Raw genomic sequence first — 19,666 nt, 5'->3', positions numbered from 1 at the left:
TCCCGCCATGCGTCAGGCGCAGGTGCCCTTCTCCCGCGCAGCGGCATCCGTGAGCAGCTCGCCCGCGATGTCGAAGTCGGCCGCGAGCCGATCGCCGTGCACCGCGACCTGGCTGAGGGTCAGGCCGCGAGGCAGGTACTGCGCGACGCACACCCGATATCCGGCGAGCAGAGGGTCGGCGACGGAGCCGAACTGCGCGCGCAGGCCGTCCGCGGTCACCTCGGCGCCGGCGACGCTCAACGACACCGGAGTGAGCACGAGCTGCCCCTGCTCCGAGGATGGGGTGAGCGCGACGTCGACCGGCACCGCGAGGCCGAACACAGACAGCTGTGTCGACGCACTGACGTCGGGTTGAGCGATCGTCAGACCGTCGACGGACACCGGTGCGGCTTCGGCCAGCAGCGGGCGGAGCTGCTCGGCATTCAGCGACACCGTCGCCTCGCCGGAGCCGAGAGTGAACGGAGCCCGGATGCCCAGGTCACGCAGGGTGACCGAGACATTGCCCGTGAAGTCCCCGATCGTCACGTCGTCCGCCGAGATGCGCACTTCGCCCACCTCGCCCCGTGCCAGATCCAGCAGCAGCGAGGGATCGGCGATGTCCACATCGATCTGCTGGTCGGCGGCGAGATCGAGCCGCGAAACGAGCTGCTGCTTGACGGCCTTCGTCACGAGGTCTCGCGCCACCCATTCCCCCGCGAAGAACGCGGCGACGATGAGGAGAAGCACCACCAGCACCGCGACGAGCCACGGCCACCGGCGGCGCCGGCGCACGGTGCGGGGCGCGTCGTCCTGGTCGTCGAACAGCCCCATCACCTCGCTCATGTCACATCCGCTCGGGTGCGCTGACGCCCAACAGGTCCAGCCCGTTGCGCAGGACCTGGCCGGTCGCGTCGTTGAGCCACAGCCGCGTGCGGTGCAGGTCGGTCACCTCGTCGTCGCCGAGTGGGATCACGCGGCAGTTGTCGTACCAGCGGTGATAGAGCCCCGCGAGCTCCTCCAGGTATCGGGCGATGCGATGCGGCTCGCGCAGGTCGGCGGCGAAGGCGACCAGGCGCGGGAACTCCTGCAGCGCACCGAGCAGCGCCGACTCGGTCTCGTGGGTGAGCAGCTCCGGGGAGAATGCCGTGCGCTCCACCCCGGATGCGGCGGCGTTGCGCGCCACGTTGTGGGTGCGGGCGTGGGCGTACTGCACGTAGAAGACGGGGTTGTCGTTCGTGCGCTTCTGCAGGATCTCGGGGTCGAGCGTGAGCGGCGAGTCGGCGGGGTACCGCGCCAGCGAGTACCGCAGGGCGTCGGTGCCGAGCCAGGCGCGCAGGTCGTCGAGCTCGATGATGTTCCCCGCGCGCTTGGAGAGGCGGGCGCCGTTGATCGAGACGAGCTGGCCGATCAGCACCTCGATGTCCTTGTCGGGATCGTCGCCCGCCGCGCCGGCGAGCGCCTTGAGCCGGTGGACGTAGCCGTGGTGGTCGGCGCCGAGCAGGTAGATCTTGTGCGCGAAACCGCGATCCCCCTTGTTCAGGTAGTAGGCCGCATCCGCCGCGAAGTAGGTGTACTCGCCGTTCGAGCGACGGATGACGCGGTCCTTGTCGTCGCCGAAGTCGGTCGTGCGCACCCAGACGGCGTCGTCCTGCTCGAAGACATGGCCCTGCTCCCGCAGGCGTTCGACGGCCTCGTCGACGAGACTCGGGGATCCCGCGTGCAGGACGCGCTCGGAGTACCAGACGTCGAAGTGCACGTTGAACTGTTCGAGAGAGGCCTGGATCTCGCCCAGCTGCAGCGCGTACGCGAGCTCGGTGGTGAACGCCAGCTGCTCCTCGGCCGAGGCGAGCAGCACGCCGCCGGGCTCTCCGTGGAAGTCCGCCGCGCGCACGCGCTCGGCCAGGTCCTGGATGTAGGCGCCGACGTAGCCGTCCTCCGGGGCCGGCTCGCCCTTCACCGCGGCGAGCACGGAGCGGCCGAAGCGCTCCATCTGGGCGCCCGCGTCATTGATGTAGAACTCGCGCACGAGTGTGGCCCCGCTGGCCAGAAGCAGGCGAGCGATGGCATCGCCGAGAGCCGCCCAGCGGGTGTGGCCGATGTGGAGCGGTCCGGTCGGGTTCGCGCTGACGAACTCCAGATTGATCGAGTTGCCGCGCTGGCTGGTGTTGGAGCCGAACGCCGCCCCCGCCTCGACGATCACGCGCGCGAGGGCACCGGCGGCCGCCGCATCCAGACGGATGTTGATGAACCCGGGACCGGCGATCTCGACGGAGGCGACGCCGGGGATCTCGCCGAGAGGGCCCGCGATCTCCGCGGCGAGCTCCCGCGGGCTCGCCCCCACCTGCTTGGCGAGCTTCAGGGCGATGTTCGATGCCCAGTCGCCGTGGTCACGATTCTTCGGACGCTCGAGGACGATGTCCGACACCGCGACCTCGACACCGGGGCGTCGCGCCTCGACGATCGGTGCGACGACGGCGTGCAGGGCGGCGGAGAGCTGTTCGGGATCCATAGGCGTCCCATTCTACGTTCGTCCGCCGTGACGCCCCGGCCCGCGCGGGGCACGCCGCTCAGGCCATCGGCACGAGCGCCGCGTGGTCGTCGACGGGTCCGGGCGCACCCTGCACTGTCGCGTCCACCTCGAGCCGTTCCAGTCCCACGTATCCGCCGTGATAGCTCAGGAATGCGCAGTCCGCCGCATCCCTCCCCGTTCCGATCCGCACGAGCGAGGAACGCGGGGCGAGCCGGGTGGCGTCGATGACATTCCATTCGCCGTCGACGAGCACCTCGGCCACGGCGTGGAAGTCCATCGGTTCGAGCTGGGGCGCGTAGCACGCGACATACCGCGCGGGCATATCCATCGCGCGCAGCAGCGCGATGACGAGATGCGCGTAGTCGCGGCAGACGCCTTGTCCGCTGGCGAGAGTCGTGACCGCGCTATCGGTTCCGAGGCTCATGCCCGGCGTGTAGGTGACGCTCGTGGCCACGAACTCGGAGACAGCCTCCGCGAGCGCGCGACCGCTCAACCCCCGGAAGAGGCGCCGCGCGGTGGCGAAGACCTCGTCGGACTGGGCGTAGCGGCTCGGACGGAGGGACGCGATCGTGTCGATCTCCGTCGTCTCAGGCCCGGTGCCCGGGCCCACGACCGCCTCATAGCGCACCTGAAGGAGCCCCGCCTCACCCGTCAGACGGTGCAGGCGGTTGCCGGCCGCATCCACGAGCTCCTTCGCCAGGAGCTCGCGCCCGTCCTGCACCAGCCTCAGCCGCTCGCTCACGACCCCCGCAGATCGCGCCACCGCGATCTGCAGGATGAGGTCGACGGAGGAGCCCAATTCGAGGTCGAGTTCGGCTCTCACTTGGCGCTGCACCGGCCCATCCTCGCACGCGGATGGGGCGCGGAGGCCCGCCGCATCCCTCTCGCGCACCCGCTCGGTGCCATCGCGCCGTACGCTCGTGGCATGACCCGTTCCGCCCGGCTTTCGCCGCGCCGCACGATCGCCGTGCTGGCGGCGCTGGCGGCGGCGATCGCGTGCATCTGCGCCCTCGCGTTGACACGCCCCTGGGCAGCCGGAGCGCTGCCGGTCAGTCGAGCGGATGCGGGTGGCGCCGCGCCCGCTCCGGTGGCGGCCATCTCGCTGCCCGAGCACCCCCGGATCCTCGTACTCGGCGACTCCTGGACCTACGGTTCCGCGGCCGCCACACCCACCCTGGGCTACGCCTATCTCCTCGGCGCGCTCATGGGCGGCGAGACGAGCGTGAACGGTTCACGAGGCAGCGGCTACCTCGTTCCCGGCATCGACGGCGGAACCTTCTCCGACCGCATCGCCCGGTTGGATGCGTCCGACCAGCCCGACCTCATCGTCGTTCAGGGCTCGATCAACGATCGGAAAGTCTCCCTCGACGACTACGACGAGGCCGTGCGCGGCGCCTGGGACGCGCTCAGCGCGCTGTACCCCGACGCGCAGATCGTGATCCTCGGGCCAGCGCCCCAGATCCTCCCCGTGGAGGCGGCGACCGCCGAGATCGACGAACGGCTGAGTCGGGCGGCGGCGACGCGCGGCTGGCCGTACATCTCTCCCATCGGCGAGCAGTGGATCACCCCGGGGAACTACCCGTGGGTCATCGACAGCGGACCGGTCGGGCGCAATCACCCCACCACCGAGGGCCACGCGTACCTCGCAGAACGACTCACCGCAGCGCTCGAGAGTCTCCGGGCCGACTGAACGTCCGGTGCCGGCGGGCATTATGCACCCTTTCGCGGGGCAGGACCACCGGAACCCCGCATGCCCGTCCGCTGGCTAACGTGAACGCCGGGGGCACGGCGACCCGCCGCGCCCGTGCCCGAGCGCCGGCCCCACCGTCGCCGTCCGGGAACCCACCTATCGGGCTGGTCCCGGGGCAGGAGTCGTGAACATGGGTATTGGAAGCGGAATCGCGCTTTTCGTGATCGGTGCGATCTTGGCGTTCGCCGTCAACGTCGACCTCGGCGGTTACGTCAACCTGAGTCTCATCGGTTACATCCTGATGGGCGCGGGGGTCCTGGTCTTCCTGATCAGTCTCATCCTCGTGATGCGTCGTCGTTCGAGCGTGTCCACCTCGCGCACAGCCGTCGACCCCGCCAGCGGCGAGCGGGTCACGACACGTCGCAGCACGGACAACGGCGAGCCCCTCGCCTGAATACGTGTCCGACATCCTCGACGCCGTTCCCGCCGGAACCGGCTCACTTCTCGCCGGTCGCTACCGCCTGATCGAACGCGTCGGCAGCGGCGGCATGGGCACGGTCTACCGCGCTCGGGACGAACTGCTCGGCCGTGATGTCGCGGTCAAGCTCTTCCACTCCGAGCAGGCGGACGGCGTCGAGGACCGCCGGAACGTCGGCGAGGCGACGATGCTCGCCTCCCTGTCGCATCCGTGCCTGGTCACCCTGTTCGACGCGTGCATCGGGGGCGAGGCTCCGAGCTACCTGGTCATGGAGTACATCGCCGGGCCGACCCTGCGTCAGCGTCTCGTGGAGGGCCCGCTCGAGCTCGCGGAGGCCGCCGCCATGGCGAGCGATCTCGCCGCGGCGCTGGAGGCCGTGCACGCGGCGGGGATCGTGCACCGCGACGTGAAGCCCTCCAACGTCATGCTCCGCCCCCGCGGACTGAGAGCCGGCCGCAACGGCTATCAGGCCGTGCTCGCCGATTTCGGCGTCGCGCATCTCGTGGACTCCACGAGGCTCACGGCTCCCGGCGATGTCATCGGCACGGCCGCATACCTCGCACCGGAGCAGGTTCGCGGCCACGCGCCGGTTCCCGCATCCGACGTCTACTCGCTCGGGCTCCTCATGATCGAGGCCATCACGGGCCGACATCCCTTCGCGGGTGCGCCGGCGGCCAGCATGCTGCTGGCCCGACTCACCCGTCAGCCCGACGTTCCCGCGGGCATCGGCTACGCGTGGCGTTCCCTGCTCACCGCGATGACGGTGCACGATCCCGCTTCCCGCCCGAGCGCGAGCGAGGTCCTCGAGCGGTTCCGCGCGCTTGCCTCCTCCACGGCGACGGTCGCGACCGTCCCCCTCGATGACCCGCTGCTGGTCGCGACGTCACCGATCGCGGTCTCCGATGCTCCCCCGCACATCGCCGAGCCGGTCCTCGACCCGCTTCCGGTTCCGCTGCCCCGCCGACGCCGCCGCGGGGCGATCGCCGTCACCGCGGCCGCCGGTGCTCTCATCGTCGTCGCCGTCGCGGTGGGCATCACGGCCGTTCTCGTACCGGCGCCGGTGACCGAAGATTCCGTCGTTCCCGTCCAGCTGAACACCGTCCCGGCAGACGACGGATCGGATCAGACGGCCCCGGAGACGGTCGAGTCCGAGGACCAGAACGTGCAACCCGCCGACACCGACCCTGCGCCGGTCACCGATCCGCAACCGGGGCCGGCATCCGACAACGGATCGAATCGCGGCCCCGGCAACAACAACGGCAACGGCAACGGGCCCGGAAACGGAGAGAAGCCCTGAGGGCGCAGGAACGCCGCATTCCGACGTGGTCCCACCGCCCCTCCACGATCGAGGCTCAGACCGATGCGGGCCTGCCTCGGCCGAGACACGACGTGCGCTCAGCGGCCGCATCGCCGGTGGCGAGCGCGCCCTGCTCGCGCTCGTGCGGTGATCCCGTCGCCCGGACCCGGCACCTCACGAGCGGTCAGTCGGCCCGCGCGAACGGTCGCGAGGCATCGATGATGCGCCGCAGCGACACCGCCGCCTCCCACCGATCGAGCGCAGGCACTCCCGACGAACGACGGATGCGGCGGCGATAGGCGGCGAGCGCCGCATCCGCCGCGCGCAGGCGTTCGGCGAACGCCGCGTCCTCGATGGGTGTCGCCGCGTGCTCTGCGCACGCCGCGACGGCCTCGGCGAGCGCGCGGCGTTGCACACGCCCGAGTTCGGCGTCCAGGGTGAGCCGGGCGAGACTCTCCGCCAACTCGCCTGTCGCCGCGGCGACGGCGCGCAACGCGTCGAGGCGCCGTCGGCCCGTCTCCACATCCTCGCGGGCATGCCGCGCCCGGGGGTTACCGCGTTGCGATCTCACGGCCTCCGCGACCTCGGCGGCCACGGCATCGGCCGTCGCCGTCAGCTCGACGATCCGACGCCGCAGTCGCTCGGCGTCGACCGTACGCTCGCCCAACGCGTTCGCCGCGTCTCGGAGCACCTCACCGATCTCGTCGCGCAACGCGTTCAGGCGTGCCGTGGCTCGCCCGATGTAGAGCGGCGGCACGACCACGAGATTGACCACGAGACCGACGACGACACCGAAGGCCGTGGTGATGAGGTACGACGACGAGTAGCTCTGGACGTCGGCGTTTCCCACGAGCAGGACGAACAGTGCGGCGATCGGGATCCAGTCCCGGCCGTTGCCGAGCACGCTCAGCCCGGCGCAGATCGTTCCCACACCGGTCACGAGTGCGACCGCCACGAGGCTCGGCGCTCCGGCGATCAGCAGAGCGATGCCGACGAAGCCCCACGCGATTCCCACGGCGAGTCCCGCCAGCGTCTCAAGACCCGCGCGCACGGAGCCCGCCAGCGTGGAGTACATGCTGATGAGCACGCCCAACGGGGCGTAGTAGGAGTACTCGCTGTCGGTGAACGGCACGAAGGGAGCCAGCGTCCAGGCGATGGTGGCCGCGCCCGCCACCTTCGCCGCGAGGAGCAGACGCGGCGGATCCACGAGTTCGGACAGCCGGCGACGCAGGGCGAACTCGGGGAGAGGCATCCCCCGACCGTAGGCAGTCGCCGCGAACCGCGGAGGGGCCTTGACGGCGCCGTGCACGCTCGACTCGCGCCCGGGTGTACCAGCACCCGCGCCGGGCGACAACCCCGTCGGCCTCGGGCACGCCCGGTCGCAGGGTGGGCGCATGCGAGCGATGACCTACCGAGGCCCCTACAAGGTGCGCGTCGAAGAGAAGCCCGATCCGCAGATCGAACACCCCAATGATGCGATCGTCCGGGTGGAACGCGCCGCGATCTGCGGGTCGGACCTGCATCTGTTCCACGGCATGCTCCCCGACACACGTATCGGGCACACGTTCGGACACGAGTTCATCGGACGTGTCGAAGAGGTGGGCCCGTCGGTACGCAACATCTCGGTCGGAGACCGGGTCATGGTGCCGTTCAACATCTTCTGCGGCACCTGTTTCTTCTGCGCACGCGGCCTCTTCTCCAACTGTCACAACGTGAATCCGAACGCGACGGCAGTCGGCGGGATCTACGGCTACTCGCACACCGCGGGAGGCTTCGACGGGGGCCAGGCGGAGCTCGTCCGCGTGCCCTTCGCCGACGTCGGCCCCGCGGTGATCCCCGACGGGCTGCACGACGAGGACGCGCTCCTGCTCACGGATGCGTTCGCCACCGGCTACTTCGGCGCCCAACTCGGCGACATCTCCGAGGGTGACGTCGTCGTGGTCTTCGGCGCGGGTCCCATCGGGCTCGCAGCGGCGCGTTCGTCCTGGCTCATGGGCGCGGGTCGGGTGATCGTGGTCGACCACCTTCCCTTCCGACTCGAGAAGGCGAAGGAGTTCGCCTTCGCCGAGACCGTGGACTTCCGCGAGCACAGGGATGTCGTCGTCGCCCTGAAGAAGCTCACCGACGGCCTCGGCGCCGACGTGGTCATCGACGCCGTCGGCGCCGAGGCGGACGGGCATCTCGTGCAGCACGTGACCTCGGCCAAGCTGAAGCTGCAAGGGGGCTCCCCCATCGCATTGAACTGGGCTATCGACAGCGTCCGAAAGGGGGGCCGGATCTCCGTCATGGGGGCTTATGGTCCGATGTTCAGCGCGGTGAAGTTCGGCGACGCGATGAACAAGGGCGTGACCATCCGCACGAACCAGGCACCCGTGAGGCGTCAGTGGCCGCGTCTGATCGAGCACATCCAGGCGGGACGGATCTCGCCGCGCGACATGATCACGCACCGCATCCCCCTCGAGCACATCGCCGAGGGCTACCACATGGTTTCCGCGAAGCTCGACGGTCTCATCAAGGCCGTCATCCTGCCGACCGCATCGTGAAAGGACGACCCATGCCTTATAGCGCCGCTCATCCTCCCGTGCCCTCTTCCGACGAGCTTCGCGACCGCATCCCGGGGTGGGGAGCCGACCTCGACCACGCCGATCGCCCGTCCGTCCCGCAGGAGATCGATGCCCTCGCCGAGAGCGGAGCCTGGTGGGACGAGCCGGAACGACAGAAGGAGAACATGCCGCGGGAGCGCTCGATCGAACACGAACGCCTTCCCGCCGTCTTCGGCACGGCGCAGCCGCTGCACGGTCTCTCCGGAGCCATCCGGCGTCACGCCTACGGCCGCTTCAGCGAGGCGCGCGCCGCGCACTGGCTGCTCCTGATCGGCGCCGACCGCGTGGAGGCCGCCGGAGCCCATCTGCGCTCCGTGGTCACCGTGCGCCCCGACAACCCCCTCACCGAGACCGGCATCGCCGCAGAGCTTCGGCACGCGCCGCTCGCGTCGCGCAGGGGCCGCGTGGACACGCGGCACGCGTGGATCGATCCCCTGCTGGTCACCGGCCCCTGGCTCGCCGGTGGTCTCGCCGCCGTCTGGGTCGCGCGGCGGATCCTCCGCCGCCGCTGAGAGATCACCGCAGGTCGCACCGTTCATCGTCGGGCATGAAGAAGGCCCCGATCCGCGGAAGGATCGAGGCCTCTTGTACGCCGTGCCCCCGGAGGGATTCGAACCCCCGACCTACGGTACCGGAAACCGGCGCTCTATCCCCTGAGCTACGGAGGCGTACCGATCGAGACTATCACCGCCCGCTTCGCCCCCGTGACGAGGGGTCAGGGGTAGCCGCGGGTCCAGAGCCCGTAGACGGCGAAGAACTGCAGCACGACGAGCACGATCAGGATGCCGTTGCGTGCGCGCGTGGAGGCAGAGAGCCTCTCGTGCGCGAGAAGCGGAGACATCGGCATCAACAGGCGGAACGTGCTGGCCTGCGGCAGGAAGACACCGAAGATGTAGAGACCGTAGCTGAGCCCGTATGCCGCGACGACGATGCCGAGCGTGCGCACCGGCCGCGACCAGATCAGCATGGCGAAGCCCACCATGAGCGCGACCACGAGCAGCCACCCGAACACGCTCAGGTACTCGCCCATGAAACGGAACCAGGGGGTGAGGGGCATGAACTCACCGTTGCCGACGAACGGGCGCCACCAGGCCGTCTCCGTGAGGAGGTAGGCGTGGGGGGTTCCGGTCCAGGCGTCCGCGATCCACGACCAGGCGAGACCGGCCAGCGCCGTGACACCGCCGGCCACAAGCAACCCCACCACTTCGCGGCGCGGGAACGGGTCGACTCTCCGGCGCCACCAGCGCACGAGGAAGACGATGCCCAGCGCCAGAGCGAGCGCGAGCGCGCCGGGCCGCGTGAACGCCGCGACCAGCGCGATCGGAGTGATCCACGCATACTTGCGCTTCACGGCCAGCAGCAGCGCGGCGAAGGTCAGGGTGAGCACAAGCGATTCCGCGTAGGCGATGACGAATACGAACGAGAGCGGGGCGAAAGAGAAGAAGATCACCGCCCACTTCGCCTGACGCGGCGAGGTGACCGCGCGCAGCAGCAGGAACAGCAGCACGGTCGCCGTGGCGCTGAAGAAGATGCTGAGTCCGATGCCGGCCGCGCGCCAGTCGGAGCCGACGAGGTCTCCCACCAGGCGTTCCAGCCACGGGTAGATCGGCAGGAAGGCCCAGTCGTTCTCGAGCACGTTGCCGTTGGGACCGATGGGGATGACGGGCGGGTACCCGATCAGCGAGATACGGCCGTACCTGTCCGCGTCCCACCCCGTCAGGAAGGCAGCGAACGTGACGACAGGCCGGTCCTGCGCGCCGAAGCCCCACCCTGCGGCCGTCGAGACCAGGTACCAGAAGAGCAGGAACGCGAGGTTCACGCAGCGGGCGATCGCCCAGTAGCCCAGAACCTGAGCGAGCTCGACCCGCCGAACCGCGCGCACGCGAGGATCGGGCCGGGATGCATCATCGACCCAGCCGTGTATGGCCGTCACCGCGCGGCGCCATCGCGGCGTACGCGTGTTCCCCGAATCGGCATGCAGTTGCGAACCGGTCACCGTCACGACTTTCCTCTCCCCGCGTGGCGCGAGCGATCCTAGGCGAAGCGGCTATGCCGGCCCCCACAGGATGCTCCCATCTTCGAGCGCCGAGCAAAAGCCTGTGGGCTCAGGAAGCGTCGCCGGTAAGCTTCAGCCCGATCACGCAACCCACGAGCCCGGCGATCAGCAGCAGCCTCACGACCGTGAACGGCTCGGCGCCGCTGAGCATCGCCCAGACCACCGTGAGCGCCGCTCCGATCCCGACCCAGACTGCGTACGCCGTGCCGGTCGGGATCTCGCGCATGGCGAACGCAAGCCCCCCCATGCTCAGCACGAGAGCAACCGCGAACACGATGCTCGACAGCGGCTTCGACAGCCCCTCGGACCGGCCGAGCGCACTGGCCCAGACGGCCTCGAGCACTCCGGAGACGATGAGGACGACCCACGACATGACGTGCCTTCCGGCCAGTCTTGTCGCTCACCGGGTACTGATCCGTCGTCCGGGGGTCCGGTCGGAACCCGGGACGACTCTATCGGAGGGCGCCTGAGTCACGCTCAGATGAGGAAGAAGCCGTCCACGAGACCCGGATTGTGCGCGTGGACGAGGACACCGAACACCACCGCGTCGAACAGCAGGTGCACCGTGACGACGTAGGCGAGGGAACGGGTGCGCAAGAAGATGTACCCCTGCAGCAGCGCGAACGGGATGGTGAGAACGGGCCCCCAGGCGCGGTAACCGAGCTCCCACAGGAACGAGACGAAGACGATCGCCTGCACGACGTTGGCGGTCGTATCCGGCAGATGACGACGCAGCAGCGCGAAGACCGTGCAGATGAAGAAGAGTTCGTCCCAGATACCGACGGCCCCGACCCCGACGAACAGGCGGGCGATGAGATCGGGCGTATCCACGACGGGCCAGTTCTGATAGACCCCCGAGCTGATGAAGTAGAAGGGCAGGATGAGCCACCCGAGGACGAGCACCGCCACCAGCCACACCCATTGGAATCGGCTCCATCGGCCGCCCCCGCGCCACGGGAAGCGGATCGCGCGGTCACGGTACACGAACCGCGACACGACGTAAGGCACCGCGACGGCCCCGCCCAGCGCGAGGGTGAAGCGCACCATCGCGGCGTTGTCGAGCTCAGCGGCGAGCGGGATGGCGCTGACGATCAGCATCCCCACGGCGATCAAGGACAGATCCCGCAACAGCGAGGCGGCGCGCGGGTGACGTCGATCCGCCCACCATGCCGTGGCGAGCCCCGCCGCGAGCATGCTCCAGCCCAGCCAGGGAGTGAGGAGCACGAAGAAGGCCGGCGCGGAGAGCGCGACCAGCGCCGAGGCCGCCAGCGGCCATGCCCGCAGCGGAATGCGGTCGGCCGTCTGCGCGGCGGGCACCTCAACCGGCCGATCGGCGGTAGGCGAGGTCGCGGATCGCGCGCCCCACTCGCTCGCCCTTGCGCTCGAACGCCGTGATGACCCGACCATCGAAGCGCGGCGCCCACTCCCCCTCGAACGCGCGGTCGAACACCACCGCCTCGTCGAGCACGGAACGCATCTGCAGCGCGTAATCCTCCCAGTCGGTGGCCAGGCGCAGCATCCCGCCGGGGCGGAGCGCACGCGCGAGCGTCGGCACGACGTCCGGCTTCACCAATCTCCGTTTCGTGTGCTTCTTCTTGTGCCACGGGTCGGGGAAGAAGATCCAGACCTCATCGACCGACCCCGCAGGCAGCAGATGCTCCAGCACCTCGGGGGCGTTCGCCTCGACCAGGCGCAGGTTGCGCACGCCGGCGCGGTCTGCGTCGAGCATGGTCCGCGCGAGCCCCGCGCGGAAGACCTCCACCGCGAGGAAGTCGACGTCGGGTCGCGTGGTCGCCGCGTGCACGATGGCATGGCCCTGCCCGGAGCCGATCTCGACGATCAGCGGAGCCTGTCTCCCCCACACCGTCGCCACGTCGATCTGCGCGTCGGCCGCGACGGAGGTGGCCGCGTTGTCCCGAGCCACCGGCAGCAGCAGATGCGGGCCGAGCTCGGCCCACGCGCGCTCCTGCGCCTCCGACATCCTTCCGCTGCGGCGCACGAACGAGACGGGGCGATCGCGGAAGACGCCGGATGCGGGATCGGTCATCCCCCCAGGATACGAAGCACCTCAGGCCGTGACGAAGTCGATGAGTTCCTCGACACGACCCAGCAGAGCCGGTTCCAGGTCGCGATAGCTGTGGACGCTGGCGAGGATACGCTGCCACGCGCGCGCGAGGTCGGCTTTGTCGCGCGCCGGCCATCCCAGCCCGCGACAGACGCCCGTCTTCCAGTCGATACCCCGCGGCACCTCCGGCCACGCCGCGATCCCGACCGCGCGCGGCGTGACGCACTGCCACACGTCGATGAACGGGTGGCCGACGATGCGCACGTGGGCGCCGTGTCGACCGCGGGCGACCTCCGCGGCGATCCTCGACTCCTTCGACCCCGCGACGAGGTGGTCCACGAGCACGCCGTACCGACGCTCGGCCGTGGGCGGCTCCGCCTCGAGCAGGTCCGAGAGCAGATCGATGCCCTCGAGGTACTCGACGACCACGCCCTCCACACGCAGGTCGTCCCCCCACACCTTCTCGACGAGCTCGGCGTCGTGCTTGCCCTCGACGAGGATGCGGCTCGGGCGGGCGATACGGGCGCGCTGGTCGGCGACCGCGAACGATCCGGATGCGGTGCGCGCGCGCCCGGCCGCTGCTGGAGCGACGGTGGGGGCCACGAGACGGACCGCCTCGCCGTCGATGAGGAAGCCGGGACCGAGCGAGAACATGCGTCGCCGACCTGTGCGATCCTCCAGCTCGACGAGCCCGCCTTCGACCGAGGTCACGGCGCCGCAGAATCCGTCCTCTGCGACCTCGACCACCGTGTCGCGCTCGGCGGGGACCGCGGCGAGGGTCTTCGCATTCCGCTCCCGCCATCCGGCGGCGAGCACATCCGTGGGGTATCGGTCATCCATAACGCCGAGCAGCGTAACCAGCCGGCGCATGCATATCCGGCAGCGACCCGCATCCATGGCGCACACAGACTCGCCCTCAATAGACTCGGACGAGGGCGCCGTCCGCCCCGAGGGAGGCCATCGATGCGACTGCGCTGGGCATATGCACTGGTGGCCGCGCTGGCCGCGGTCTTGCTGGTCGCAGGCCCGGCCGCAGCGACCCCGCCGGTGCAACTCGGCGCGTCGTACGTGAGCGACGAGGCGGGGGTCCTCGGCGACGCGGAGCGCGCTCAGGTCGAGGACCGCCTCGAGGAGCTCGCCCAGACCGACAACCTCAATCTGTGGGTCGTCTACGTCGATCGCTTCAGCAACCCGTCCGATGCGAAGGACTGGGCGACCCAGACCGCCCAGCAGGGCGGCCTCGGACCCAACCAGTACCTGCTGGCCATCGCGGTCGACGCGCGTCAGTACTGGATCTCCAGCGATACCTCGGGCCCGCTCAGCGAGATCCAGATCACCACCGTCGATCAGGACTGGGTGTATCCGGCTCTCCGAGACGGTGACTGGGCGGGTGCCGCGATCGCCGCAGCCGACGGGATGTCCGCGGCCCGCAGCGGCGCGGGAGGCGGCGGCGACTCCGGCGGCGGCGTGCCCGGTTCGGGTTCCTCCGATTCCGGTTCCGGCGGCGCGGTGGGCATCGTCATCATCGTCGTCTCCCTCGTGGCGCTGGTGGCCGTGGCCGCGTACTTCGTGATCCGCGCGGCTCGCCGGCGTGCCGCATCCCGTCCCGCCGAGAGCACCGAGGATCTCGGCACCCGCGCGGCCGCGGCTCTCGTCGCCACCGACGACGCCCTCCGTGAGGCGGAGCAGGAGCACGGCTTCGCCGCCGCGCAGTTCGGCGAGGAGGCGACGAGAGGTCTGCGTGAGGCTCTGTCCACGGCGCGCGCAGAGCTGGATCAGGCCTTCACGGTGCGCCAGCAGCTGGACGACGAGATCCCCGACACCGACGAGCAGGTGCGCGCCTGGCACGAGCAGACGCTGCAGCTCGCGGCCGCCGCCGGCGCACGGGTGCAGGCGCAGCTCGATGCCTTCGCCGACCTCCGGCGGATCGAGCAGGATCTTCCGGGCACTCGAGAGCGACTTCGCTCGTCGCGCGCCGAGGCTGCCCCTGCCCTTCAGGCTGCCCGGGAGCGCTTCGCCCAGCTCGCTGCCACCTACCCGGCCGCGGCGCTGAGCACGATCGTCGACAACGCTGCGCAGGCCACCGACCGGCTCGCTCTCGCCGATGCCCAGCTTGCGGCGGCCGAGGCCGCGGTCGCCGCCCGAGACACGGGCAGAGCCGCCGTCGCGCTGCGCACCGCCGAGCAGGCCCTCGCGCAGGCACGCCAGTTGGCGGATGCAGTAGGGGCACACGGCGATCGCCTCGCCGCCGCTCGGGCGGAGATTCCCGCGCTGCGCGCCGAGCTCACGCGGGACGTCGCCGCCGCCGAGAGCCTGCCGGACCCCGACGGTCGACTCGCCCCCGCCTCCGCGGCCGCCCGCGCGCAGCTGGCCGCGGCAGACGACGACCCGGTGGCGACCCTCGCGGCGCTGCAGCGCGTCGATGACGAACTCGATGCCCTGCTGAGATCCGCTCGCGACGCGGCGGCCCGCGCGGAGCATGCTCGGCAGGTTCTGCCGCCGACCCTCGCGCACGCGCAGGCCCAGATCGGAGCCGCGGAGGACTTCATCTCGTCCCGGCGCGGCGCGGTCGGTGCAACCGCCCGTACCCGCCTGGCCGATGCCCGCGCATCCTTCGCCCTGGCCGAGCAGCAAGCCCAGGCGGCGCCCGAGCAGGCGCTGGATGCGGCCTCCCGCGCGGCACGCCTGGCGGCCGATGCCATCTCCGCCGCCCAGTCGGACGTCTCCGGCTTCGGCGGCGGATCCGCCGGCGGAGGCGACTTCGGCGCGATGCTCGGCGGGATCATCATCGGCTCCGCCCTCGGCGGCGGTCGTCGACGAGGCGGTGGCTTCGGAGGCTTCGGCGGTGGGGGCTTCGGCGGTGGGGGCTTCCGCGGCGGGATCGGCGGAAGCTTCGGCGGCGGCGGTTCCCGCGGCGGCAGCGGCGGCAGATTCTGACGGACTCCACGAACCACGACGAAAGGAAACACGATGGCCAAGCAGTCCATCTTCGGACGCATCTCCACCCTCGTCCGGGCGAACATCAACGCGATGATCGACCAGGCCGAGGATCCGCAGAAGATGCTCGACCAGCTCGTCCGCGACTACACGAACAACATCGCCGACGCGGAAGCAGCGATCGCGGAGACGATCGGCAACCTGCGCCTTCTCGAGCGCGACCACCAGGAGGACGTCCAGGCGGCCGCCGAGTGGGGCAGCAAGGCACTCGCCGCCAGCCGTCGCGCCGATGAGATGCGCCGCGCCGGCAACACGACCGATGCCGACAAGTTCGACAACCTCGCGAAGATCGCCCTACAGCGTCAGATCTCCGAGGAGAACGAGGCCAAGGCCTCCGCTCCACAGATCGCGGCGCAGACCGAGGTCGTCGACAAGCTCAAGGACGGCCTCAACGGCATGAAGCAGAAGCTCGAGCAGCTTCGCTCCAAGCGCAGTGAGCTGCTCGCGCGCGCGAAGGTCGCCGAGGCGCAGAACAAGGTGCACGACGCGATCAAGAGTGTCAACGTCCTCGACCCGACAAGCGAGATCGGCCGCTTCGAAGACAAGATCCGTCGCCAGGAGGCGCTGGCCGCCGGCAAGGCGGAGCTCGCCGCATCCAGCCTCGATGCCCAGTTCGAGAGCCTCGAGGACGTCGGCGAGCTGACCGAGGTCGAGGCGCGCCTGGCCGCGTTGAAGGCCGGGGGGTCCCCGCAGGGCGCCCTCGGCGCCGGAGTCGCGGGCGACGAGCTCGGCCAGCAGCAGCAGCTGCCGCAGCAGCACCAGCAGTGAGAAGACGGAGGGGCCGCGTCCGCCGCGGCCCCTCCCCCATCCGGGAGTCGACATGACACGGTTCCTCATCACACCCGTGTGGCAGGGCTCGCCGTCCGCGCGCGCGATGCAACTCGTGGACGGCGCGGAGGCCATCGCGGGCGATCTGCCGCGAGCGGCGTGCACGAGCGTGCCGGTTCCACTCGGCGCGGGCGAGGCGCTCGACACCGGCGTGCACCGCTATAGCGCACTGCGCCAGGTGCAGCACGATCTGCGCGAGGCCCTCGCCGCATCCGACGAACGCGCGCTCACCGTCGGCGGGGACTGCACCGTCGGCGTGGCCGCCGTGGAGCGTTCAGCGCGCACCGGACGCATCGCGGTCGTCTGGGTCGACGCGCATCCGGACCTTCACACGCCGGAGTCCTCCACGTCGCACGCCTTCGGCGGGATGGCGCTGCGCGCCGTGCTCGGCGACGGCGCCCCCGATCTCGCTCTGCCCGCGGGCACGGTCGCGGCCGCCGACGTCATCCTGGTCGCCGCGCGCGCGATCGACGAGGCCGAACGAGAGTACATCGATGCGCAGGCCATCACCGTGATCGATGCGGCAGCACTTTCGGATCCCACCGTTCTCGCCCGGACCGTTCAGCAACGCGGCGTCGGCGCCGTCCACGTCCACATCGATGTCGACGCCCTCGATCCCGCCGAGATGCCCGGGGTGAAGGACTCCGAGCCCTTCGGCGCCTCGCTGGCCGAGTTGGTCACGGCTCTGAAGGCGCTGCGGGAGGCCGTTCCGCTGGCCGGCTCCTCGCTCGCGGGGTTCGCCCCCGCATCCCCCGCCGCCGCGAGCGAGGATATGGGCACTCTGCTGCGACTGGTCGGAGCCCTCGCGTGAGTGCCGCGCGACCGCCCGCCGGGTGGCAGCAGCGCGCCGACCGCGCCGTGGCGCGGTCGCGTGCGGTGGAGCGTTGGATCCCGTCCTTCCTCCTGGACTCGCCGATCAGCGCGCTGGGCTACGCCTACGGATGCGCGGTCGGGTGGATCTGGGGAACGCTGTGGAGCCGCGGACGCATCGAGCGGCGCGGCAGCCTGTTCGTGTTCCGCGGGATGCCGTCATGGGCGTTCCCGCGCGGCGGGGTGTGCGTGGGCCACTGCTTCCTCACCGGCGACGGCCGCATCGACGACAGGCTGCTCGCGCACGAGTCCGTGCACGAGCGTCAGTGGCGTCGGTTCGGGATGCTGATGCCGATCCTCTACAGCCTCGCCGGACGCGATCCGCTGCAGAACCGCTTCGAGGTCGAAGCGGGCCTCGCCGACGGCAACTACATCCCCCGCTGACCGCGTTTCGACTCGCTCCGTTCGCTGGACGAGCAGGAGGGATCGCCGCGTCTCGGCTCGCTCGACGCGCGGGGCGGGAACGGACGCGCTCAGGCTGTGGCGAGCCCGAAGCGCGCGGGCGTGTGGATGCGCGCGGCATCGATGCCGCGGCGCTCGACCAGGTGGTCGAAGATGTCGGCGGTGCCGAGATAGCCGCCGAGCAGGGTGACCGAGGTGCCGCATCCGTCGTCGTCGCACAACATCTCGTCGGCCCACGCCACGACCGCCCGACTGAGCGCCTCGCCGGGCGCGCACGAGCGTCCGGTACCCGGAGCGCCGGAGCGGCTGTCGCGGGTCAACCACGTGATGGTCATACGTGCCGGCACACGGATCTCGGCGATGTGCGCCGCATCCGGAACCTCGACGAACACCCGACCCGTCGAGCACAACGGCAGCGTGGCGAGCAGCATCTCGAGGTCGTCGAGCGACGACTCGTCAGCGGTCACCAGGTGCTGCGCGCGGGCGTGCTTGGACGCACGGCACGCATTCGCGTTGTGGACGTCGTTCTCGGGCATGATGAGGCGAGTATACGCCCACCAAGGAAGGTATGCCTCACCTTTGCCGGATCGCTAGGCGATGAGGATGCGGCGCAGCTCGACGAGCTCGGCATCGCCGACGCCCGCGGCGGAGAGGTAGTCGCCGGCCGATCCGTATTGTGCTCGCAGCCGGCCCAGCAGAGCCCGCATGACGGGAGCCGGGGACGCCGTGGCGAGTTCCACGGCGTGACGGGCTTCGGGGTGGGCCGCGCGGAGCCACGCCACCACCTGACGGTTGCGCGCCGCGGGCAGGGATGCGGCGGTGCGCGCGTAATCGGCGACCACGGCATCCTCGTCGACACCCGCCGCCGCGAGGATCAGCGCGATCGAGACGCCGGTGCGGTCCTTGCCCACCGTGCAGTGCACGAGGACGGGTTGCTCCTCCACCACCGCCCGAGCAACGGTCGCGAGCGCGGGTGCGGCGTCATCGATGAGCCGGTCGTACATCTCGGCGAGGCTCACGTCTTCGGCGAAGAACGAGGCGACGGATCCGAGGAACAGCGGCACGCGCACGGTCTCCGGCGCATCGGGCCCGAGAAACGTGGGATCGGTGCGCACCTCGTCGTCGTCGCGCAGGTCGACGATGCGCCGCAGACCGAGCTCGGAGATGCGGCGACGGGTGCTCTCATCCAGGCGCGCGAGGTTGCCGGAGCGGAACAGCACACCCCTGCGGGTCGTCCGCTCACCCGCGGGCAGCCCGCCGATGTCGCGGAAGTTCACGGCTCCGGCGACGAGACCGCCGGGGTCGTTCACGGTGTCGGCACGGTGCGGGGCGGCACCGGGTACCGTCCGGCGATGGCCACGCGGTTGAACGCGTTGATCGAGATGACGATCCAGCTCAGCGCGACGTACTCGGCCTCGGAGAGGACGGAGCCGACCCGGTCGTAGACCTCGTCCGAGACGCCCTCCTCGTGGATGAAGGTGAGCGACTCGGTCAGCTCCAGCGCCGCACGCTCGCGCTCCGTGAAGACGCCCGACTCGCGCCAGGTCGGCAACTGGGCGACGGTGTCGACGTCGAGACCCGCCTTCATCCCGCGGTCGAGGTGCACGCGCACGCAGTAGGCGCAGCCGTTGAGCTGCGAGGCGTGCAGTTGCACGAGCTCCTTCAGCCGCGGCTCGACGCCGGCATCCGCCGCGAGAGCTCCCACCTGCTTGGCCATCGCATCGATCGCCTGATAGACCTCCGGTGCCGCCTTCGACAGGTGCACACGCCGCTCCTCACCCATGCCGCCCACCATACCCACGCCCGGGAGGAAGCGGGGCGGTTGCGCAATGAGACGCATCGGCGCCCCGCAACCGCTCGCCCGCCCGCCC

General features: G+C 70.5%; 21 protein-coding genes, 1 tRNA gene and 1 riboswitch. Of the genes, 9 read left to right on the top strand and 13 right to left on the bottom strand.

Annotation, left to right across the window (positions count from 1 at the left end; genetic code table 11):
• Nucleotides 1-12: 12 nt before the first annotated feature.
• The 3 genes from SK224_RS15095 to SK224_RS15085 are packed head-to-tail and all read right to left on the bottom strand — an operon-like array spanning nt 13 to nt 3,344.
• Nucleotides 13-822, bottom strand: coding sequence for a DUF2993 domain-containing protein (locus SK224_RS15095; RefSeq protein ID WP_320435469.1), 810 nt, complete (start codon nt 820-822; stop codon nt 13-15).
• Between the two features lies 1 nt (nt 823).
• Nucleotides 824-2,488: an arginine--tRNA ligase gene (locus tag SK224_RS15090; protein ID WP_320435468.1), complete on the bottom strand. Its 1,665-nt coding sequence runs from the start codon at nt 2,486-2,488 to the stop codon at nt 824-826.
• Between the two features lie 58 nt (nt 2,489-2,546).
• The gene (locus SK224_RS15085; protein WP_320435467.1) at nt 2,547-3,344 is read right to left on the bottom strand and encodes a transglutaminase family protein; all 798 of its coding nucleotides are present in this window, start codon (nt 3,342-3,344) and stop codon (nt 2,547-2,549) included.
• A 90-nt stretch (nt 3,345-3,434) separates the two neighbouring features.
• On the opposite strand from SK224_RS15085, the gene SK224_RS15080 reads away from it, so the two are divergent.
• The 3 genes from SK224_RS15080 (at nt 3,435) to SK224_RS15070 (ending at nt 5,974) form a co-directional block, all read left to right on the top strand.
• A complete protein-coding gene (locus SK224_RS15080) occupies nt 3,435-4,199 on the top strand; it encodes an SGNH/GDSL hydrolase family protein (protein WP_320435466.1) in 765 nt (254 codons plus the stop codon).
• Between the two features lie 190 nt (nt 4,200-4,389).
• A complete protein-coding gene (locus SK224_RS15075) occupies nt 4,390-4,653 on the top strand; it encodes a DUF6458 family protein (RefSeq protein WP_320435465.1) in 264 nt (87 codons plus the stop codon).
• A 4-nt stretch (nt 4,654-4,657) separates the two neighbouring features.
• Complete coding sequence (locus SK224_RS15070) at nt 4,658-5,974, top strand: serine/threonine-protein kinase (RefSeq protein WP_320435464.1); 1,317 nt, start codon at nt 4,658-4,660, stop codon at nt 5,972-5,974.
• A gap of 184 nt (nt 5,975-6,158) precedes the next feature.
• On the opposite strand, the gene SK224_RS15065 is transcribed toward SK224_RS15070, so the two are convergent.
• On the bottom strand, nt 6,159-7,226 hold the full coding sequence (locus tag SK224_RS15065) for an FUSC family protein (protein ID WP_320435463.1): 1,068 nt from the start codon (nt 7,224-7,226) through the stop codon (nt 6,159-6,161).
• Nucleotides 7,227-7,368: 142 nt separating this feature from the next.
• Between SK224_RS15065 and SK224_RS15060 the strand changes: the two genes are divergently transcribed.
• Both SK224_RS15060 and SK224_RS15055 read left to right on the top strand, forming a co-directional pair.
• Entirely contained in the window at nt 7,369-8,517 is a 1,149-nt protein-coding gene (locus SK224_RS15060) for a zinc-dependent alcohol dehydrogenase (RefSeq protein ID WP_320435462.1), read from the top strand.
• A gap of 11 nt (nt 8,518-8,528) precedes the next feature.
• Complete coding sequence (locus SK224_RS15055) at nt 8,529-9,089, top strand: hypothetical protein (protein WP_320435461.1); 561 nt, start codon at nt 8,529-8,531, stop codon at nt 9,087-9,089.
• 83 nt (nt 9,090-9,172) lie between these two features.
• Here the strand turns inward: SK224_RS15055 and SK224_RS15050 are convergent.
• The 6 genes from SK224_RS15050 to SK224_RS15025 form a co-directional block, all read right to left on the bottom strand.
• A tRNA-Arg gene (locus SK224_RS15050) sits at nt 9,173-9,245 on the bottom strand.
• 47 nt (nt 9,246-9,292) lie between these two features.
• Nucleotides 9,293-10,573: a hypothetical protein gene (locus tag SK224_RS15045; RefSeq protein ID WP_320435460.1), complete on the bottom strand. Its 1,281-nt coding sequence runs from the start codon at nt 10,571-10,573 to the stop codon at nt 9,293-9,295.
• 109 nt (nt 10,574-10,682) lie between these two features.
• Nucleotides 10,683-11,006 carry a multidrug efflux SMR transporter gene (locus SK224_RS15040; RefSeq protein WP_320435459.1) on the bottom strand — a complete coding sequence of 108 codons (324 nt, stop codon included), beginning with the start codon at nt 11,004-11,006 and terminating at the stop codon, nt 10,683-10,685.
• 9 nt (nt 11,007-11,015) lie between these two features.
• Nucleotides 11,016-11,080, bottom strand: a riboswitch (guanidine-III (ykkC-III) riboswitch).
• Nucleotides 11,081-11,110: 30 nt separating this feature from the next.
• On the bottom strand, nt 11,111-11,950 hold the full coding sequence (locus SK224_RS15035) for a CPBP family intramembrane glutamic endopeptidase (RefSeq protein ID WP_413816795.1): 840 nt from the start codon (nt 11,948-11,950) through the stop codon (nt 11,111-11,113).
• A 1-nt stretch (nt 11,951) separates the two neighbouring features.
• Nucleotides 11,952-12,680 (bottom strand): tRNA (guanosine(46)-N7)-methyltransferase TrmB, encoded by a 729-nt coding sequence (gene trmB, locus SK224_RS15030; RefSeq protein ID WP_320435458.1) that lies wholly within the window; start codon nt 12,678-12,680, stop codon nt 11,952-11,954.
• A gap of 21 nt (nt 12,681-12,701) precedes the next feature.
• On the bottom strand, nt 12,702-13,538 hold the full coding sequence (locus tag SK224_RS15025; protein ID WP_320435457.1) for a DUF3097 family protein: 837 nt from the start codon (nt 13,536-13,538) through the stop codon (nt 12,702-12,704).
• Between the two features lie 123 nt (nt 13,539-13,661).
• Between SK224_RS15025 and SK224_RS15020 the strand changes: the two genes are divergently transcribed.
• From SK224_RS15020 to SK224_RS15005, 4 genes are read left to right on the top strand one after another with little or no spacing between them, the layout of a single operon-like run.
• Entirely contained in the window at nt 13,662-15,635 is a 1,974-nt protein-coding gene (locus tag SK224_RS15020; protein WP_320435456.1) for a TPM domain-containing protein, read from the top strand.
• 33 nt (nt 15,636-15,668) lie between these two features.
• Nucleotides 15,669-16,463 (top strand): PspA/IM30 family protein, encoded by a 795-nt coding sequence (locus SK224_RS15015; RefSeq protein WP_320435455.1) that lies wholly within the window; start codon nt 15,669-15,671, stop codon nt 16,461-16,463.
• Nucleotides 16,464-16,515: 52 nt separating this feature from the next.
• Complete coding sequence (locus SK224_RS15010; protein ID WP_320435454.1) at nt 16,516-17,334, top strand: arginase family protein; 819 nt, start codon at nt 16,516-16,518, stop codon at nt 17,332-17,334.
• Nucleotides 17,331-17,777 carry a Fe-S oxidoreductase gene (locus tag SK224_RS15005; protein WP_320435453.1) on the top strand — a complete coding sequence of 149 codons (447 nt, stop codon included), beginning with the start codon at nt 17,331-17,333 and terminating at the stop codon, nt 17,775-17,777. Before SK224_RS15010 ends, SK224_RS15005 begins: the two co-directional genes overlap by 4 nt.
• An 89-nt stretch (nt 17,778-17,866) precedes the next feature.
• Here the strand turns inward: SK224_RS15005 and SK224_RS15000 are convergent, their stop codons facing one another.
• Genes SK224_RS15000 through SK224_RS14990 form a run of 3 tightly spaced genes read right to left on the bottom strand, consistent with a single transcriptional unit; the run spans nt 17,867 to nt 19,578 of the window.
• On the bottom strand, nt 17,867-18,331 hold the full coding sequence (locus SK224_RS15000; RefSeq protein WP_320435452.1) for an SIP domain-containing protein: 465 nt from the start codon (nt 18,329-18,331) through the stop codon (nt 17,867-17,869).
• Nucleotides 18,332-18,385: 54 nt separating this feature from the next.
• Entirely contained in the window at nt 18,386-19,105 is a 720-nt protein-coding gene (locus SK224_RS14995; RefSeq protein WP_320435451.1) for a tyrosine-protein phosphatase, read from the bottom strand.
• A complete protein-coding gene (locus SK224_RS14990; RefSeq protein WP_320435450.1) occupies nt 19,102-19,578 on the bottom strand; it encodes a carboxymuconolactone decarboxylase family protein in 477 nt (158 codons plus the stop codon). The genes SK224_RS14995 and SK224_RS14990 overlap by 4 nt, the downstream gene beginning before the upstream one ends.
• Between the last annotated feature and the right edge of the window lie 88 nt (nt 19,579-19,666).

The organism is Microbacterium sp. BG28, assembly GCF_034044005.1.
Classification (GTDB): domain Bacteria; phylum Actinomycetota; class Actinomycetes; order Actinomycetales; family Microbacteriaceae; genus Microbacterium.
Note: the sequence above shows the minus strand (reverse complement) of the source record. Positions and strands in the feature narration are given on the sequence as shown.

Bases quoted from the DNA above. Each gene is read 5' to 3' on its own strand.
- SK224_RS15075 (WP_320435465.1), top strand. From the start codon at position 4,390: ATGGGTATTGGAAGCGGAATCGCGCTTTTCGTGATCGGTGCGATCTTG.
- SK224_RS15055 (WP_320435461.1), top strand. From the start codon at position 8,529: ATGCCTTATAGCGCCGCTCATCCTCCCGTGCCCTCTTCCGACGAGCTT.
- SK224_RS15015 (WP_320435455.1), top strand. From the start codon at position 15,669: ATGGCCAAGCAGTCCATCTTCGGACGCATCTCCACCCTCGTCCGGGCG.
- SK224_RS14990 (WP_320435450.1), bottom strand. From the start codon at position 19,578: ATGGGTGAGGAGCGGCGTGTGCACCTGTCGAAGGCGGCACCGGAGGTC.
- SK224_RS15010 (WP_320435454.1), top strand. From the start codon at position 16,516: ATGACACGGTTCCTCATCACACCCGTGTGGCAGGGCTCGCCGTCCGCG.
- SK224_RS15040 (WP_320435459.1), bottom strand. From the start codon at position 11,006: ATGTCGTGGGTCGTCCTCATCGTCTCCGGAGTGCTCGAGGCCGTCTGG.
- SK224_RS15080 (WP_320435466.1), top strand. From the start codon at position 3,435: ATGACCCGTTCCGCCCGGCTTTCGCCGCGCCGCACGATCGCCGTGCTG.
- SK224_RS15000 (WP_320435452.1), bottom strand. From the start codon at position 18,331: ATGCCCGAGAACGACGTCCACAACGCGAATGCGTGCCGTGCGTCCAAG.
- SK224_RS15060 (WP_320435462.1), top strand. From the start codon at position 7,369: ATGCGAGCGATGACCTACCGAGGCCCCTACAAGGTGCGCGTCGAAGAG.
- SK224_RS15020 (WP_320435456.1), top strand. From the start codon at position 13,662: ATGCGACTGCGCTGGGCATATGCACTGGTGGCCGCGCTGGCCGCGGTC.
- SK224_RS15095 (WP_320435469.1), bottom strand. From the start codon at position 822: ATGAGCGAGGTGATGGGGCTGTTCGACGACCAGGACGACGCGCCCCGC.
- trmB (WP_320435458.1), bottom strand. From the start codon at position 12,680: ATGACCGATCCCGCATCCGGCGTCTTCCGCGATCGCCCCGTCTCGTTC.
- SK224_RS15090 (WP_320435468.1), bottom strand. From the start codon at position 2,488: ATGGATCCCGAACAGCTCTCCGCCGCCCTGCACGCCGTCGTCGCACCG.
- SK224_RS15065 (WP_320435463.1), bottom strand. From the start codon at position 7,226: ATGCCTCTCCCCGAGTTCGCCCTGCGTCGCCGGCTGTCCGAACTCGTG.
- SK224_RS15025 (WP_320435457.1), bottom strand. From the start codon at position 13,538: ATGGATGACCGATACCCCACGGATGTGCTCGCCGCCGGATGGCGGGAG.